Raw genomic sequence first — 14,640 nt, 5'->3', positions numbered from 1 at the left:
GGATCGCGATGCTGCCGGTCTGGTTGGAAGGCACGTGGCTGCTGGCGCTGGACTGGTTGATCCGGCTGGTGGCGCTGTTGTGGATCCCCACCCGCACCACGCCCGGCGCGGCGCGCAGCTGGCTGCTGCTGGTGGGCTTCGTGCCGTTGCTGGGGTTGCCGCTGTACCTGTTGCTCGGCCACCCCTGGCTCTCGCGCGAGCGCATCCGCCGACAGGCGCTGGCCTCGCAGGTGATCCGCGAGCAGCAGGTGCCGCTGACCGCGCTGCGCTGGGCGCCGCCGGCCGACACCGTGGTCGCCGAAGTGGTGCCGCTGGTCGAGCGCCAGGGCGACTTCATGCCGACCCACGGCAACAGCGTGGAATTGCTCGACCGCTACGCGGCCTCGCTGCAGGCGCTGATCGACGATATCGACGCGGCGGTCGAGCGCGTGCACCTGCTGTACTACCTGATGTTCGACGACGCGGTCGGCGATGCGGTGAGCGCGGCGCTGCTGCGCGCCGCCGCACGCGGCGTACGCTGCCGGCTGCTGCTGGATGCGCGCGGCGGCCGTCGTGGCCTGCGCCGCTACCGCAAGCGCCTGCACGCGGCCGGGGTCGAGGTGCAGGCGCTGCTGCCGGGCGGGCTGCGCTGGCGCCGCAGCGGCCGCATGGACCTGCGCAACCACCGCAAGATCGCGGTGATCGACAACCGTGTCGGCTACATCGGTTCGCAGAACCTGGCCGAGCCGCAGTTCGTGCCCGGCCATCCCAACCGCGAGTTGGTGGCGCGGGTGCAGGGGCCGGTGGTGGCGCACCTGGAAGCGGTGTTCGCCAGCGACTGGTTCATCGAGACCGGGCAACGCCTGAGCGTGGTCGCGCCCGCCTCCATCCACGGCGGCGGCGTCGCCGCGCAGCTGTTGCCCAGCGGGCCGGCGTACCCGTTCGAGAACGCGCGCGACACGGTCAACGCGCTGATCCATCTGGCACGGCGGCGCATCGTCATGGTCACGCCGTACTTCGTGCCGGACGAGGCCACGCTCAGCGCGCTGCGCATCGCCGCGCTGTCCGGGGTGGACGTGCAGTTGATCGTGTCCGAGAGCAACAACCAGCGGCTCACCGCCTGGGCGCAGGAGGCCTATTACGACGAACTGCTGCGCAGCGGGGTCAAGATCGCGCTGTACCGGCCGTGCTTCCTGCATGCCAAGCACCTGAGCGTGGACGAAGGCATCGCCCTGGTCGGGTCGATCAACCTGGATATCCGCTCGTTCGCGTTGAACGCCGAGGTCGGCATGCTGTGCTACAGCGCCGCGGTGGTGCAGCGGCTGCGCGCGGTGGAGGCCGACTACCTGGCCGATGCGCGGGTGCTGACGCTGCAGGACTGGCGCAAGCGGCCGGCCTGGCGGCGCAGCCGCGAAGGCATCGCGCGCCTGGCCGATGCGCTGATGTGACGCACGCCGATGACAGGCGCATGACGCGCTCATGCGCGATCGGCGCCGGCACATGCGCGACGGTTCTCAGCCGCGGACCGGGTCGGTGGGGGCTTCCCTTACAATCGCGGCATGAATGAGCTTGTGCCCAGCGAACCGGCCGACGACGACTGCGACATCGCCATCGTCGGCGGCGGAGCGGCCGGCGTGCTGGTCGCGTTGCAGTTGCTGCGTCAGGCCGGCACCGCGCTGCGCGTGCAACTGATCGAATCGCAGCCGGCGCTGGCGCAGGGCGTGGCCTATGCGACGCCCTGCGCCGAACACCTGTTGAACGTGACGGCCGGGCGCATGAGCGCCTTCGCCGAGGCGCCCGACGACTTCCTCGACTGGCTGCAGCAGCAGGCGCTGTATCCGCAGCTGTCGCGCGCCGCACTGGCCGAGGCCTATGTGCAACGTCGCCATTACGCCGCCTATCTGCGCGCGCGCCTGCGGCAGGCGCAGGCCGCCGGGCCGGCGCGCCTGCAATGGCGCCAGGCGCGGGTGCTGGCGCTGCATCCGCAGCCGACCGGCGGTCAGATTCTGCAATTGCACGAGGGTGGACAGCTGCACGCTGGCGCCACCGTGCTGGCGCTGGGCAACAGCCTGCGTCCGCTGCCGGCGCGCGGTGCCCCCAGTCTCGACGCGCCGTCGCGGATCGAGGCCTGGGACTACGCGCAGCTGCAGGCGATTCCGCGCGAGGCCACGGTCTGCATCGTCGGCTCCGGCCTGAGCATGGCCGACAGCGTGCTGACTCTGCTGGCCAATGCGCACCGCGGCTCGGTGCACGTGGTCTCGCGGCACGCGCTGCTGCCGTTGCCGCATGCCGCACATGGCGCGCCGGCCGACTTCGATGCGCAGGCGCTGCTGGCGATGCCGCTGCGCCAGCGCGTGCGCGCGCTGCGCCGCCATGCCGCCGCGGCGCAGGCGCAGGGCCAGCCCTGGCAGAGCGTGATGGACCGGGTGCGGCCGCTGAGCCAGGCGCTGTGGCAGTCGCTGTCGGTGACCGAGCAGCGCCGCTTCCTGCGCCACGTGGTGCGCTACTGGGATGTGCACCGGCATCGCATCGCTGCGCCGGTCTTCGCGCAATTGCAGGCGATGCGCCGGGTCGGCCAGTTGCGCCTGCACCGCGCGCGGCTGGACACGGTGTTCCCGGTCGGCGCCTGCGTGCAGGTCAACGGCATGGGCGCCGACGGCGCGCCGCTGCAGCTCGACGCGCACTGCGTGATCAATGCCACCGGCGTGGAACTGCGCGCACAGACCATGCGCAATCCGCTGCTGCACCAGTTGCTTGGCTGCGGCCATGCACAGCCCGGGCCGCACGGCATCGGCGTGGGCAGCGCCGCCGATGGCGCGCTGCTCGATGCTGACGGCCAGGCCACGCCGCGCATCCGCGTGCTCGGCAGCCTGCGCATCGGCAGCCTGTGGGAAAGCCTGGCGATCCCCGAACTGCGGGTGCAGGCACAGCAGACCGCGCAGGCGCTGCTGGCGCTGGAGCTGCCGGTGTCCGCCGTGCATTGAGCACCGCCGCGGCGCATGCCTCCGCCGCGATCCGGTGCGGTGCGGTGCGGTGCGGCGCGGCCGAAATTTGGGTTCCTCACATCGCGCGCGTTTGCGGCGGCGGGCCGACGTGTGACCTCGTAGGAGCGGCTTCAGCCGCGACGGGGCATTGCCGGCCACACTTGTCGCGGCTGAAGCCGCTCCTACATGTGCGTCACCGGCTGCGATCAGCGGCTCCCCTCCACCGCGTCCTGCGGCGTGCGCCCGAGCAGCACGCAGATCGCGATCGCCGCCAGCGCGGTGATCGCCGCCAGCACCCGGGTGAGCGTGCCGAAGGCCGCGGCGTAGGCCAGGCGCAGTTGCGCCGCGGACAGCGCGCCGTCCTGCGTGGATGCAGACAGATCGCCGGCGACCAGCCGCTGCGCGGTGTCCGCCAGGACCGCGTGCGGCAGCAGCGGCGCGACCGTGGCCAGCCGCACCTGCAGCAACGCGGCCAGCAGGGCCGCCACGCTGGCCAGGGCGATGCCTTCGCCGGCCACGCGCAAGGTGCCGAACAGGCCGGCGGCCATGCCGGCGCGTTCGGTCGGCACCACGCTGACCGACAGCGCATCCATCAGTCCCCAGGGCAGGCCGGTGCCGGCGCCGATCAACAGCAGCGCCGGCAGCGCCTGCGCCGGCGGCCGCGCGCCCAGCCAGCACAGGCCGGCCGCGGCCGCCGCCAACCCCAACGCGGACAGCCAGGCCGGGGCGATGCGCTGCGCCAGTGCGGCGGCCAGGCTCGGCACCAGCAGCATCGGCGCCGACAACGCCAGCAGCGTCAGGCCGGCACTGGCGGCAGGCGCGCCATCCACGCCGATCATGCGCAGCGGCAGCAGCACCAGCAGCACCACGTAGCTGGTGCAGGTGGCGACCGGCAGCAACTGCACGCCGACGAAGCGCCGGTAGCGGAACAGGCTCAGGTCCAGCAGCGGATGGCGGCGGTGCCGTTCGATCCACACGAAGGCGAGCAGCAACAGGGCCGCGGCACCGAGCAGGGCCAGCGTCACGACGCTGCCCCAGCCACTGTGCGGGCCCTGGATCAGGCCGGCGGTGAACAGCGCCAGCGCCGCGCTGAAGCACAGCGCGCCGGCGCGGTCGGGTGGACCGGCGGCCGGATCGCGCGAGGCCGGCAGCCAGCGCGCGGCCAACGCCCACGCCAGCGCCGCGACCGCGGCCACGCCGAAGAAGATCGCGCGCCAGCCCAGCCATTCGCTCAGGGCGCCGGCGGCCAGCGGGCCGAACGCCAGGCCGGTGCCGAAGGTGGTGCCGAGCAGGCTGAACGCGCGCGTGCGCGCCGCGCCGGTATACAACTGCGCCAGCGCTGCGGTGCCGGCGGCGAGCGCGGCGGCGGCACCGACGCCCTGCAGCGCCCGCCACAGGTCGATCGCCGCGACCGAGCCGGCCACAGCCACGCCCAGGCTGGCCGTGGCGAACAGCGCCAGGCCTCTGAGGAACACACGACGGCGTCCATGCCGGTCGGCCAGCGCACCGGCGGCCAGCAGCAGGCTGCCGAAGCTGAGCATGAAGGCGTTGGTGATCCAGGCCAGTGCCAGTGCGCTGCCGCCCAGGGCCGCGCCGATCGCCGGGGTGGCGACGGCGCCGCCGGAGAAGTTCAGTGGCAGCGCCAGGGCGGCCAGGCACACCGCGGCCAGGGCGGCGCCACGGCGCGGCAGGGGGGTGGAGCGGGAGGTCGAAGCGGAGGTCATCGGAGCGACTCTTGCGGCGGAGGCTGGGACGCCACTAGAGATACAGGGGCGGCAATCCGCGAAAAAGGCCGCGATCATCCGCACTTTGCGGAACAGAACGCTCTAATATCCCAGTATGGACCGCCTCACCGGCATCGTCGCCTTCGTCCGTGCCGCCGAACAGCGCAGCTTCGTCGGCGCCGGGCGCGTGCTCGGCATCTCGGCCTCGGCGGTGGGCAAGAGCGTGGCCGCACTGGAGCGCGAGCTCGGCGTACGTCTGCTGCAGCGGACCACCCGGCGCATCGCGCTGACTGCCGAGGGCGCGTTGTTCCTGGAGCATTGCCAGCGCGTGTTGGCCGACCTGCGCGAGGCCGAGGACGCGCTGGCGCAGACCCGGCAGGCGCCGCGCGGGTGGCTGCGGGTCGGCCTGCCGACCATCGGCTACCGCTTCCTGGTGCCGCTGCTGCCCGAGTTCCGCCAGCGCTATCCGGACGTGGAACTGGACCTGGAGTTCGACGACCGCGTGGTCGATCTGCTCGAACACGGCCTGGACGCGGTGATCCGCAGCGGCGTGCAGGCCGACTCGCGGCTGCTGGCGCGGCGCCTGGGGCCGTTCCGTTTCCGCCTGTGCGCGGCGCCGGACTACTTGCGCCGCCGCGGCGTGCCGCAGACCCCGGCTCAGCTGGCCGCGCACGATGGCGTGCTGTTCCGCGTTCCCGATACCGGCAAGCCGCAGGACTGGCCGCTGGCCGAACCGGTGCCGCTGCCGCCGGCGGTGCTCACCTGCAACAACATGGAAGCGGTGCGCGCCGCGGCGATCGCCGGCCTGGGCATCGCCTGCATGCCCGCGTTCCTGGCGCAGGATGCATTGGCCGACGGCCGCCTGCAGCCGGTGCTGGACGCGTACATGGCCGATGGCGGCGCGTTCTTCGTGGTGTGGCCGTCGCGTCGGCAGCTGTCGCCGAAGCTGCGCGTGTTCGTGGATTTCCTCGCTGAACGGTTGTTCTGCACCGATTGACGCCACATCGCCTGCTCGGCGGCGCGCGCTGTCGCAGCCGCTGCGCCGCTGCACCGGCTAAAATGCGCGGGTGGATGTCTCTCATTTGCTCGACGATCTGAACCCCGCCCAGCGCGAGGCCGTTTCCGCCGCGCCCGGCCACTACCTGGTCCTGGCCGGCGCCGGCTCCGGCAAGACGCGCGTGCTCACCCATCGCATCGCCTGGTTGCACCAGGTGCATGGCGTGCCGGTGCACGGCATTCTGGCGGTCACCTTCACCAACAAGGCTGCGGGCGAGATGCGCCACCGCGCCGACCTGCAGTTGCGCAACGGCAGCCGCGGCATGTGGATCGGCACCTTCCACGGCCTGGCGCACCGCCTGCTGCGCCTGCATTGGCAGGATGCGAAGCTGCCCGAGAGCTTCCAGGTGCTCGACGCCGACGACCAGTTGCGACTGGTCAAGCGCGTGGTGCAGCAGCTGGAGCTGGACGAGGGCAAGTTCCCGCCCAAGCAGATCGTGTGGTGGATCAACCAGCAGAAGGACGAGGGCCGCCGCGCGCAGCACATCCAGCCGGAGCCGCGCGACGAGTGGGTCACCACCCTGCGCAACGCCTACGCGCTGTACCAGGAGCGCTGCGACCGCGCCGGCCTGGTCGACTTCGCCGAACTGCTGCTGCGCGCGCACGAGCTGCTGCGCGACACCCCGGCGCTGCTGGCGCACTACCGCGCCCGCTTCGGCGAGATCCTGGTCGACGAGTTCCAGGACACCAACGCCATCCAGTACGCGTTCGTGCGCGTGCTCGCCGGCGACAGCGGCCACGTGTTCGTGGTCGGCGACGACGACCAGGCGATCTACGGCTGGCGCGGCGCCAAGGTCGAGAACGTGCAGCGCTTCCTCACCGATTTCCCCAGCGCGCAGACCATCCGCCTGGAGCAGAACTATCGCTCCAGCGCCAACATCCTCAACGCCGCCAACGCGGTGATCGCGCACAACCCCGACCGCATCGGCAAGCAGCTGTGGACCGATTCGGGCGACGGCGAGCCGATCGACCTGTACGCGGCCTACAACGAGGTGGACGAGGCGCGCTACGTGGTCGAGCGCGTGCGGCAGTGGGTGCGCGACGGCGGCAGCTACAGCGAGGCGGCGGTGCTTTACCGCAGCAACGCGCAGTCGCGCGCGTTCGAAGAGGCGCTGATCGCCGAACAGGTGCCGTACCGGGTCTATGGCGGCATGCGCTTCTTCGAGCGCGCCGAAATCAAGGACACCCTGGCCTACCTGCGCCTGGTCGCCAACCGCGCCGACGATGCGGCGTTCGAGCGCGCGGTGAACACGCCGGCGCGTGGCATCGGCGACCGCACCCTCGACGAGGTACGGCGCCTGGCACGCGCGCAGTCGCTGTCGCTGTGGGCGGCGGCGCAACAGGCCGCGCAGCAGGGCGGCGACCTGGCCGCACGCGCGCGCAACGCGCTGGGCCAGTTCCTGGGCCTGATCGAACAACTGGCCCTGGACGTGGCCGGGCTGCCGCTGCCCGAACAGATCGACCAGGTGCTGGCGCGCTCCACCCTGCGCGAGCACTGGAGCAAGGAGAGCCGCGGCGGGCTGGATTCGGAATCGCGCACCGACAACCTCGACGAACTGGTGTCGGTGGCCTCGCGCTTCGTCCGCGCCGACGGCGACGAGGACGCCGACGAGGGCCGCCAGGCGATGACCGAACTGGTCGCGTTCCTGGCCTATGCCTCGCTGGAGGCCGGCGAAGGTCAGGCCCAGGCCGGCGAGGAGGGCGTGCAGTTGATGACCCTGCACTCGGCCAAGGGCCTGGAGTTCCCGATCGTGTTCCTGGCCGGCATGGAAGATGGCCTGTTCCCCAGCGCGCGTTCGCTGGAAGAGAGCGGACGCCTGGAGGAAGAGCGGCGCCTGGCCTATGTCGGCATCACCCGTGCCCGCCACAAGCTGGTGCTGAGCTATGCCGAGTCGCGGCGCATCCACGGCCAGGACAACTACAACGTGCCCTCGCGCTTCCTGCGCGAGATCCCGCGCGAGCTGCTGCACGAAGTGCGGCCGAAGGTGCAGGTGTCGCGCAGCGCCTCGCTGGGCGCGCCGCGCAGCATGGGGCACAGCGTGATCGAGGCGCCGGCGATCAAGCTCGGCGCCAACGTGCAGCACCCCAAGTTCGGCGGCGGCGTGGTCATCGACTACGAAGGCAGTGGCGCCCACGCCCGCGTGCAGGTGCAGTTCGACGAGGCCGGAGCCAAGTGGCTGGTGATGGCGTATGCCAATCTGACGGTGTTGTAGCCACGGCGCTGGCGGCATGCCGGGTAGCTCCGCGTACGTGCGGCCGTCTGGCCGCTCGCTTGCGCCGATGATCGGGCGACGGCGCTGCTAACCCGGTGGACTGTCGGTGCGCGCAGCGCCCCGATCACCGCGCTGTCTCCGCGCCTCCAGCACCGCGTAGCCCGCACAGGCGAGCAGCAACGGGCCGAGGTAGTAGAAGGCGCGATAGGCCAGCAGCGCCGCCAGCAGTTCCGCTTGTGGCGCCTGCGACCCCAGCAGCGGCAGCACCACCGCTTCCAGGACGCCGATGCCGGCCGGCACGTGCGCAATGGCGGTGGCCACGGCCGCCGCCAGCAGTGCGCCGAGCACCGACGTGTAGTCCACGCCGGCCGGCATCAGCACGTACAGCAGGGCGCCCATCAGCGCCCAGTTGCCGGTGCCCAGGCCGAGTTGCAGCAGGGCCAGCGGCAACGGCGGCAGGTGCAGCACGTGGCCGCGCACCTGCAGCGTGCGGCCATGCGCGCGCTGGCAGGCGATCAGGTAGGCCACCACCAAGCCCAGCATGGCGGCGCCGACCCATGGCAGCACCGCGCCGCTCAGCGGCCACTGCGCCGGCGTGCGCAGGCGGCCGCTGAGCAACAGCACGCCGGTCAGCAGCAGATAGCCCATCCAGTTGGTGGCGATGGCGAAGCCGACCACGCGGCTGATCGTCGCCAGGCCCAGCCCGGCGCGTCCGTACAGGCGGTAGCGGATCGCGGTGCCGCCGATCAGCGCGCCGACATTCAGGCTGAAGGCGTAGGCGATGTCCGCGATCGCCATGACCCGCGGCGTCGGCACCGCATGCGCCGCGTAACGTCGCGCGGCCAGGTCGTAGCCGGCATACAGCACGTAGCTGGCCAGGCTCAGGCCTGCGGCGGCGGCCAGGGTGCCGATACCGTAGCCGGCCAGGGTCGTGCCGACCTGCGCCCAGTCCACGGTGCGCGCGGCGCGCACCAGCAGGACCGCCACCAGCACCAGGAAGGCCAGATAGGCGAAACGACGCAGCACGCGCCAGCGTTTGCGCGGTCGGCTCATGGCGCGTGCCGCCTGCGCCGCAGCACGGCGGTGCGCGGCGTGCGCTTGGGCAGTCGGCTGGCCCACTGCGGCACGTTGCGCAGCAGGTGGAACAGCAGCGGCCGCAGCAGCGGTTGCCAGAAGCGCCCGCGCGGCACCTGCGCCGGTACGACCTCGCGGCAGTGCTGTTGCATCAGCCGTTGCAGGCGCCCGTGCAGGTCGCGCGCAAAGGCGGCATCGCGGATCACCAGGTTGGCTTCCAGGTTCAGCGCCAGGCTTAGCGGATCCAGGTTGCTCGATCCCACCGTGCTCCAGTGGCCGTCGATCACCGCGACCTTGCCATGGAACGGGCGCTCGCAGTACTCGAAAATGTGCACGCCGGCATCGACCAGATGCCGGTACAGCGCGCGTGCGGCGAACAGCGCCAGCGGCGTGTCCGGCTGGCCCTGGAAGATCAGCTTCACCGCCACGCCGCGGCGGGCGGCGGCGCACAGGTCGCGCAAGAAGCCGTAGCCGGGGAAGAAGTAGGCGTTGGCGACCACGATCTCGTGCCGGGCGCTGCGGAACGCCTGCCGGTAGGCGCGCTCGATGCTGCGCGAACGGCCGGCGTTGTCGCGTGGCAGGAAGCACACCTCGGCCTCGCCGGCCGGGCGCACATCGACCTGAGCCTGCGGCACCCAGCCCGCGCCGGTGCCGTGGGTGACCAGTGTCTGCCGCACGAACGCGACCATGTCCGCCACTACCGGGCCGTGTACCTCCACCGCGTAGTCCTGTTTCGCCTCCGGGCCGAAATCGGCGAGGTGATCAGCCGACCAGTTGATGCCGCCGATCATGCCGATCCGCCCGTCCACCACCAGCAGCTTGCGGTGCATGCGCCGGAACACGTTCAGGCGCACGCCGAGCAGGGTCGGCTGCTGGTCGAACAGGCGCAGCTCGGCGCCGGCTTCGGTCAGTTCGCGCACGAACCCGGGCGAGAGATCCGGCGAGCCGAACGCGTCCACCAGCAGGTGTACGCGCACGCCGCGGCGCGCGGCGGCGACCAGGTGGTCCTTCAGCGCCAGGCCGACCTTGTCCTCGAACCAGATGAAGGTCTCCAGCAGCACCTCGTGCCGGGCTGCGTCGATCGCGGCGAAGGCGCGTGGGAAATATGCATCGCCGTTCTCCAGCAACTGCAGGCGGTGGCCCTGGCGCCAGCGCGTGTCGCGGTTCGCTGCACGGCTCACAGCACGATCCTGGCGTGCAGCGGAGCGTGGTCGGACAGGTGCGACCATGGGCGGCCGGTCAACACCCGGGCGGCCTCGATGCGCACGTTGCGCAGGTAGATGCGGTCCAGCGGCAGCAGCGGCCAGCGTGCCGGGAAGCTGCGCGCCACGCGCCCGTGCAGGTACGCGAAGGCCTCGGTCAGGCCGTGTCGCTGCAACAGCGGATGCCCGCGCTGGCGCCAGTCGTTGAAGTCGCCGGCGACGATCAGCGGTGCCTGCGCCGGCAGTTCGGCGATCAGCGCGCCGAGCAGGCCGATCTGCCGACGCCGGTGCGCCTCGCGCAGGCCCAGGTGCACGCAGATCGCATGCACCGCCAGCGCATGTCCCGGGATCTCCAGCACCGCATGCAGCAGCCCGCGGTGCTCGTGGCCGGCGATGGAGACGTCGCGGTTGACGAAGGAGGCGATCGGGAAGCGCGACAGCAGCGCGTTGCCGTGGTGTCCATGCGGATACACCGCATTGCGGCCATAGGCGAACTGCGGCCAAAGCGCATCGGCGAGAAATTCGTACTGGCTCTGCGCCGGCCAGTCGGCGTGACGGCCGGCATGCAGCTGATGCTCGCCCAGCACTTCCTGCAGGAACACCAGGTCCGCGGGCAGGGCGCGGATCGCCGCGCGCAGTTCCGGCAGCATGAAGCGCCGCTTCAGCACGCTGAAGCCCATGTGCGCATTGATGGTCAGCAACTCGATCGCAGGCATGCCGGGACGGGACGGGGCGGAAACTCCGCCTGCCATTGTCGTCGGCATCCGCGTGCGGCGCGTGACGGTGTCGCGTCGCGCACCTGCCGCCGCTGCGTTGACCGCAGCGGCGGCGGGCGTCGGCTCAGCGCCGTGCGGCGATGATCTTGCTCAGGTAGTCCGGCGTGCCCTCGACCCGCACCAGGTGCGGATACTGCAGGCCGTCGTGATAGTTCACCAGCACGTCGCGCACGCCGCCCTGGTACTTGAGCGTCAGCACGATCGGCGCGCTGCCGCCCTTGGCGTCGGCGATCGCCTGCTTGAGCGTGTCGCGCGAATAGTCCTGGCCGTTGACCGCAAGCACCGTGGCGCCGCTGCTGACCCCGGCCTTGAACGCCGGGCCATCCCACAGCACGTCATTGATGCTGGCGTCGTCGTTCATCACCAGGCCGATCGACCAGGCGAAGTTGTAGCGGTGCCGCGCCGACTGGTGGCGGCCGTCGTACTGCTTCTCGAATTCGCTGGGCTGGTCGGTGTACACCAGCTTCCAGCCGCTGGCCTGCAGGCCTTCCAGCAGCGGCGGATCCACCTGGTACACGCGCCGGTTGATGTAGTCGGCCCAGTCGTAGTGAACCACGCCGTCGAGCGCGGCGATGACGTCGTCGAAGGTATAGGTCTTGACCGCGAAGCTGCCGTCGTCGACGCCGAAGAACGCCTTGGCCACGTCGTCCAGCGACTTGCGCCCGCCGCTGATCGCGCGCAGCTTGGCGTCCACCGCCAGCCACACCATCTGTCCGCCGCTGTAGTAGTCCTCGCTCATCTGCCAGCTGCGGTAGGGCAGCGGGGACCGGTGCGCGGCGGTGGGGTCGTTGGTGGTGTCCTCCAGCGAGCGCCAGCGGAAGCCGGCGCGGTTGCGGTCGTAGTTGGCCGCGGTCATCGCCAGCGCGTCGCGGAACTGCTGCGGCGTCCACATCCCGGCGCGGGCGGTCAGCACATAGCCCCAGTACTGGGTCTGGCCCTCGTAGACCCACAGCAGCGAGTCGCCCATCGGCACGTTGAAGGTCGGTGTCCACAGGTCGGCGGGGCGCCGGAACTTGCCGTTCCACGAGTGCGTGTACTCGTGCGCCAGCAGATCGCGGTCCGGCGCGTTCTCGTTCCAGGCGCTGAAGTAGTCGGCGCCCAGCCCGTTCTCGCTGGACTGGTGGTGCTCCAGGCCGTTGCCGCCGAGCACGTCCGACAACGAGAACAGGAAGTCGTAGTGCGCGTAGTGATGCGAGCCGAACAGCTTGATCGCCTGCAGCGGCAGGTTGCGGTGCGCCTGCAACTGCTCGGCGCTGATGTCCAGGAACCGCGGTGCGTCGGCGACCACGTCCAGATGCACCGGCGCGCCGCCGGCCGGGGTCAGGTCCACGCGCTTGAAGTAGCGCCCGGCGTAGATCGGCGAGTCGACCAGGGTGGTGAAGTCCACCGGCTTGAAGGTGGTGGTGGCGCCGTCGCGGCTGGCGGTCTCCAGCGCGGTGCCGAATTCCCAGCCGGCCGGCAGGGTCACGCTCGGCGCCACAGTGATGCCGCGGGTGTCGTGGCCGGCCGGGTACAGCGCCACCTTGTTCCACTCCAGCTGCAGCATCTTGTCGGTCATCTCGAAGCCGTCGTCGCGCGGCGACAGGTACTGGAAGCTGGCATCGATCGCGCTTACGCCCTGCGGCACGTCGACGTGGAAGCTGTACACGTCGAAGGTGTCGCGGCGCCACGGCAGCGGCTTGCCGTTGGCGGTCAGGGTGAGGCCGGCCAGCATCGCCACCGGCCCGCTCGGCGAATGGTCGCCGGGGATCCACTGCGGGTATTGCAGGGTTAGCCGCCTGGCGCTGACCGGGATGGTCTCGTGCACCCGGTAGATGCCCTGGCGCACGTCGCCGGCGTCCACCTGCAGGGTCAGGGTGCCGGGGTAGGGCGTGTCCTGCGGTGCCGGCACGTCCGGCGTGCGCACCACCTGCGCCTGCGCGGCGCCGGCGAGCGCCAGGCCGATGCCGAGGACCAGCGCCCGGCGGGCGCAACGGGAGGCGGGGAAAGCGGTGGCGGACATGCGCGGCTCCGAAAGGCGGGATGGGTGCGGAAACGCGGAACGTTAGCACCTGCCGCCGTCGCTGGCGTACCGTGTCTGTCTGGCCTAGGAATGCCAAGCGATGCCGTTCATGCGGGAGCCGTGTGGCTCGTGGCGATCGGGGTGCAGGGCGCAATGATGACCTTGGCGACTTGTTCCATCGCCAGCGACTGGGGTGTTCCTGGTTCGCAGTGGCCATCGCGGCGCCGGTGGGCGATCGGATCGCCCGGATCGCGCAGACGGGGAGGCCATCCGCGATGCCGACCTTGGCCTTGTGGGAGCGGCTTCAGCCGCGACGCGCGGTGATGGAGCTCGCGATGACGCGCTCGATGAACCGGTGTCTTGATCGAGGATGCAGGCATCCAGGCCAGGGTATGCCGTTTACAGGCACCGACCGTGGCCGACGATGCCAGGGCGGCGCAGTCGATCGCCTATACGCCACCGCGCACGTGTCGCCGCGCGGCTAGTCCTTCAGCGCCCCGTCGTTCGGATCGCTGGCGGCATAGGTCGACGTCGGCAGTTCCGCGGCATGCGGATGCCGCAGCGCCTCGCGCAGCGGCTCTGGCAGCCGCTCCACCGCCAGGATCACCTTGCCGAAATGCACGTCGCGCACCGCGCTCGACGGCACCACGAAATCGCCGCCATTCTCGATGTTGACGACGAACGCTGCGCCACCGTCGCGCACCTCGCGCACCGCACCCACACCGACCTCGCCGTCGGCGACGAACACCATCTGACCTGCTTCCACATGCTCGGACATCGCGCACCGCCTTTGTCTGGGAGAGAGCCCACGCGGGCTGGAATGCGCCGGCACGGGCGTTCGATGATCGGATGCGTGTGCGTTGCCAGACGGTGAATGCGGCGTAGCGTGCAGGTCACGACGCAGCTGCAGCCGCCTGTGTGTGACGACCCAGTGGCGGCGCACGTCGGTCGTCACGCAGTGCGATGCGATCATGGCGGCATCGACCGATGCCTGGGAGGGCAGGATGCGAAGCGAGAAAGAGAAGATGCTGGCCGGCGAACCGTATCGGCCCAGCGACGCACAGCTGCAGGCCGAGCAGGACGCGGCCAGCGCCTGGATGCAGCGCTACAACGCGGCGCTGGGCGAGCCGCCGGCGCGGCGGCACGCACTGCTGATCGAAGGATTGGGCTCCGTCGGACGTGGCGCGGTGGTGCGGCCACCGTTCCATTGCGACTACGGCTACAACATCCATCTCGGTGAGGACGTGTTCCTCAACTTCAACTGCGTGATCCTGGACGTGGCGCCGGTGCACATCGGCGCTGGCACCCAGATCGGGCCGGCGGTGCAACTCTATGCCGCCGATCACCCGCGCGATGCCGCGCAGCGTGCCGAAGGGTTGGAGCTGGGACGGCCGCTGACGATCGGGCGCAACGTCTGGATCGGCGGCGGCGCGATCGTGCTGCCTGGCGTGACCATCGGCGACGACGCGGTGATCGGCGCCGGCAGCGTGGTCACCCGCGACGTGCCGGCTGGTGCGCGCGTGGCCGGCAATCCGGCACGCCTGCTGAAGCCGCACAGCGACTGAATTTGATCCGGGTCAAGGCAGGCGCCGCGCATCGGGTGTGCAATGCTTTCCTGGCCGCCACGCGC

11 protein-coding genes are annotated in these 14,640 nt (G+C 71.1%); 5 read left to right on the top strand and 6 right to left on the bottom strand.

Annotated features, from left to right (window positions below):
* The first annotated feature begins 8 nt into the window (after positions 1-8).
* On the top strand, positions 9-1,427 hold the full coding sequence (cls, locus tag AC1PMG_RS20715) for a cardiolipin synthase (RefSeq protein WP_481110103.1): 1,419 nt from the start codon (positions 9-11) through the stop codon (positions 1,425-1,427).
* A gap of 111 nt (positions 1,428-1,538) precedes the next feature.
* Positions 1,539-2,963, top strand: coding sequence for an FAD/NAD(P)-binding protein (locus AC1PMG_RS20710; protein ID WP_481110102.1), 1,425 nt, complete (start codon positions 1,539-1,541; stop codon positions 2,961-2,963).
* A 206-nt stretch (positions 2,964-3,169) separates the two neighbouring features.
* Here AC1PMG_RS20710 and AC1PMG_RS20705 read toward each other — a convergent pair whose 3' ends face one another.
* Positions 3,170-4,687: an MFS transporter gene (locus AC1PMG_RS20705; RefSeq protein ID WP_481110101.1), complete on the bottom strand. Its 1,518-nt coding sequence runs from the start codon at positions 4,685-4,687 to the stop codon at positions 3,170-3,172.
* A gap of 115 nt (positions 4,688-4,802) precedes the next feature.
* Between AC1PMG_RS20705 and AC1PMG_RS20700 the strand changes: the two genes are divergently transcribed.
* Both AC1PMG_RS20700 and uvrD read left to right on the top strand, forming a co-directional pair.
* Positions 4,803-5,684: a LysR family transcriptional regulator gene (locus AC1PMG_RS20700; RefSeq protein WP_481110100.1), complete on the top strand. Its 882-nt coding sequence runs from the start codon at positions 4,803-4,805 to the stop codon at positions 5,682-5,684.
* Positions 5,685-5,754: 70 nt separating this feature from the next.
* Entirely contained in the window at positions 5,755-7,956 is a 2,202-nt protein-coding gene (gene uvrD, locus AC1PMG_RS20695) for a DNA helicase II (RefSeq protein WP_481110099.1), read from the top strand.
* Between the two features lie 87 nt (positions 7,957-8,043).
* Here the strand turns inward: uvrD and AC1PMG_RS20690 are convergent, their stop codons facing one another.
* The 5 genes from AC1PMG_RS20690 to AC1PMG_RS20670 all read right to left on the bottom strand — a co-directional run bounded on the left by AC1PMG_RS20690 (position 8,044) and on the right by AC1PMG_RS20670 (position 13,788).
* Positions 8,044-9,009 carry a lysylphosphatidylglycerol synthase domain-containing protein gene (locus tag AC1PMG_RS20690; RefSeq protein ID WP_481110098.1) on the bottom strand — a complete coding sequence of 322 codons (966 nt, stop codon included), beginning with the start codon at positions 9,007-9,009 and terminating at the stop codon, positions 8,044-8,046.
* Positions 9,006-10,211, bottom strand: coding sequence for a cardiolipin synthase ClsB (gene clsB, locus AC1PMG_RS20685; RefSeq protein WP_481110097.1), 1,206 nt, complete (start codon positions 10,209-10,211; stop codon positions 9,006-9,008). Before clsB ends, AC1PMG_RS20690 begins: the two co-directional genes overlap by 4 nt.
* Positions 10,208-10,948, bottom strand: coding sequence for an endonuclease/exonuclease/phosphatase family protein (locus tag AC1PMG_RS20680; RefSeq protein ID WP_481110096.1), 741 nt, complete (start codon positions 10,946-10,948; stop codon positions 10,208-10,210). Before AC1PMG_RS20680 ends, clsB begins: the two co-directional genes overlap by 4 nt.
* A 124-nt stretch (positions 10,949-11,072) precedes the next feature.
* Entirely contained in the window at positions 11,073-13,010 is a 1,938-nt protein-coding gene (locus AC1PMG_RS20675; protein WP_481110095.1) for a M61 family metallopeptidase, read from the bottom strand.
* 481 nt (positions 13,011-13,491) lie between these two features.
* Positions 13,492-13,788 (bottom strand): hypothetical protein, encoded by a 297-nt coding sequence (locus AC1PMG_RS20670; protein ID WP_481110094.1) that lies wholly within the window; start codon positions 13,786-13,788, stop codon positions 13,492-13,494.
* A 226-nt stretch (positions 13,789-14,014) separates the two neighbouring features.
* Here AC1PMG_RS20670 and AC1PMG_RS20665 point away from each other — a divergent pair, with 226 nt between their 5' ends.
* Positions 14,015-14,575 carry a sugar O-acetyltransferase gene (locus AC1PMG_RS20665; RefSeq protein WP_481110093.1) on the top strand — a complete coding sequence of 187 codons (561 nt, stop codon included), beginning with the start codon at positions 14,015-14,017 and terminating at the stop codon, positions 14,573-14,575.
* Positions 14,576-14,640: the final 65 nt, after the last annotated feature.

This window comes from Xanthomonas sp. NCPPB 2250 (assembly GCF_056725265.1).
Note: the sequence above shows the minus strand (reverse complement) of the source record. Positions and strands in the feature narration are given on the sequence as shown.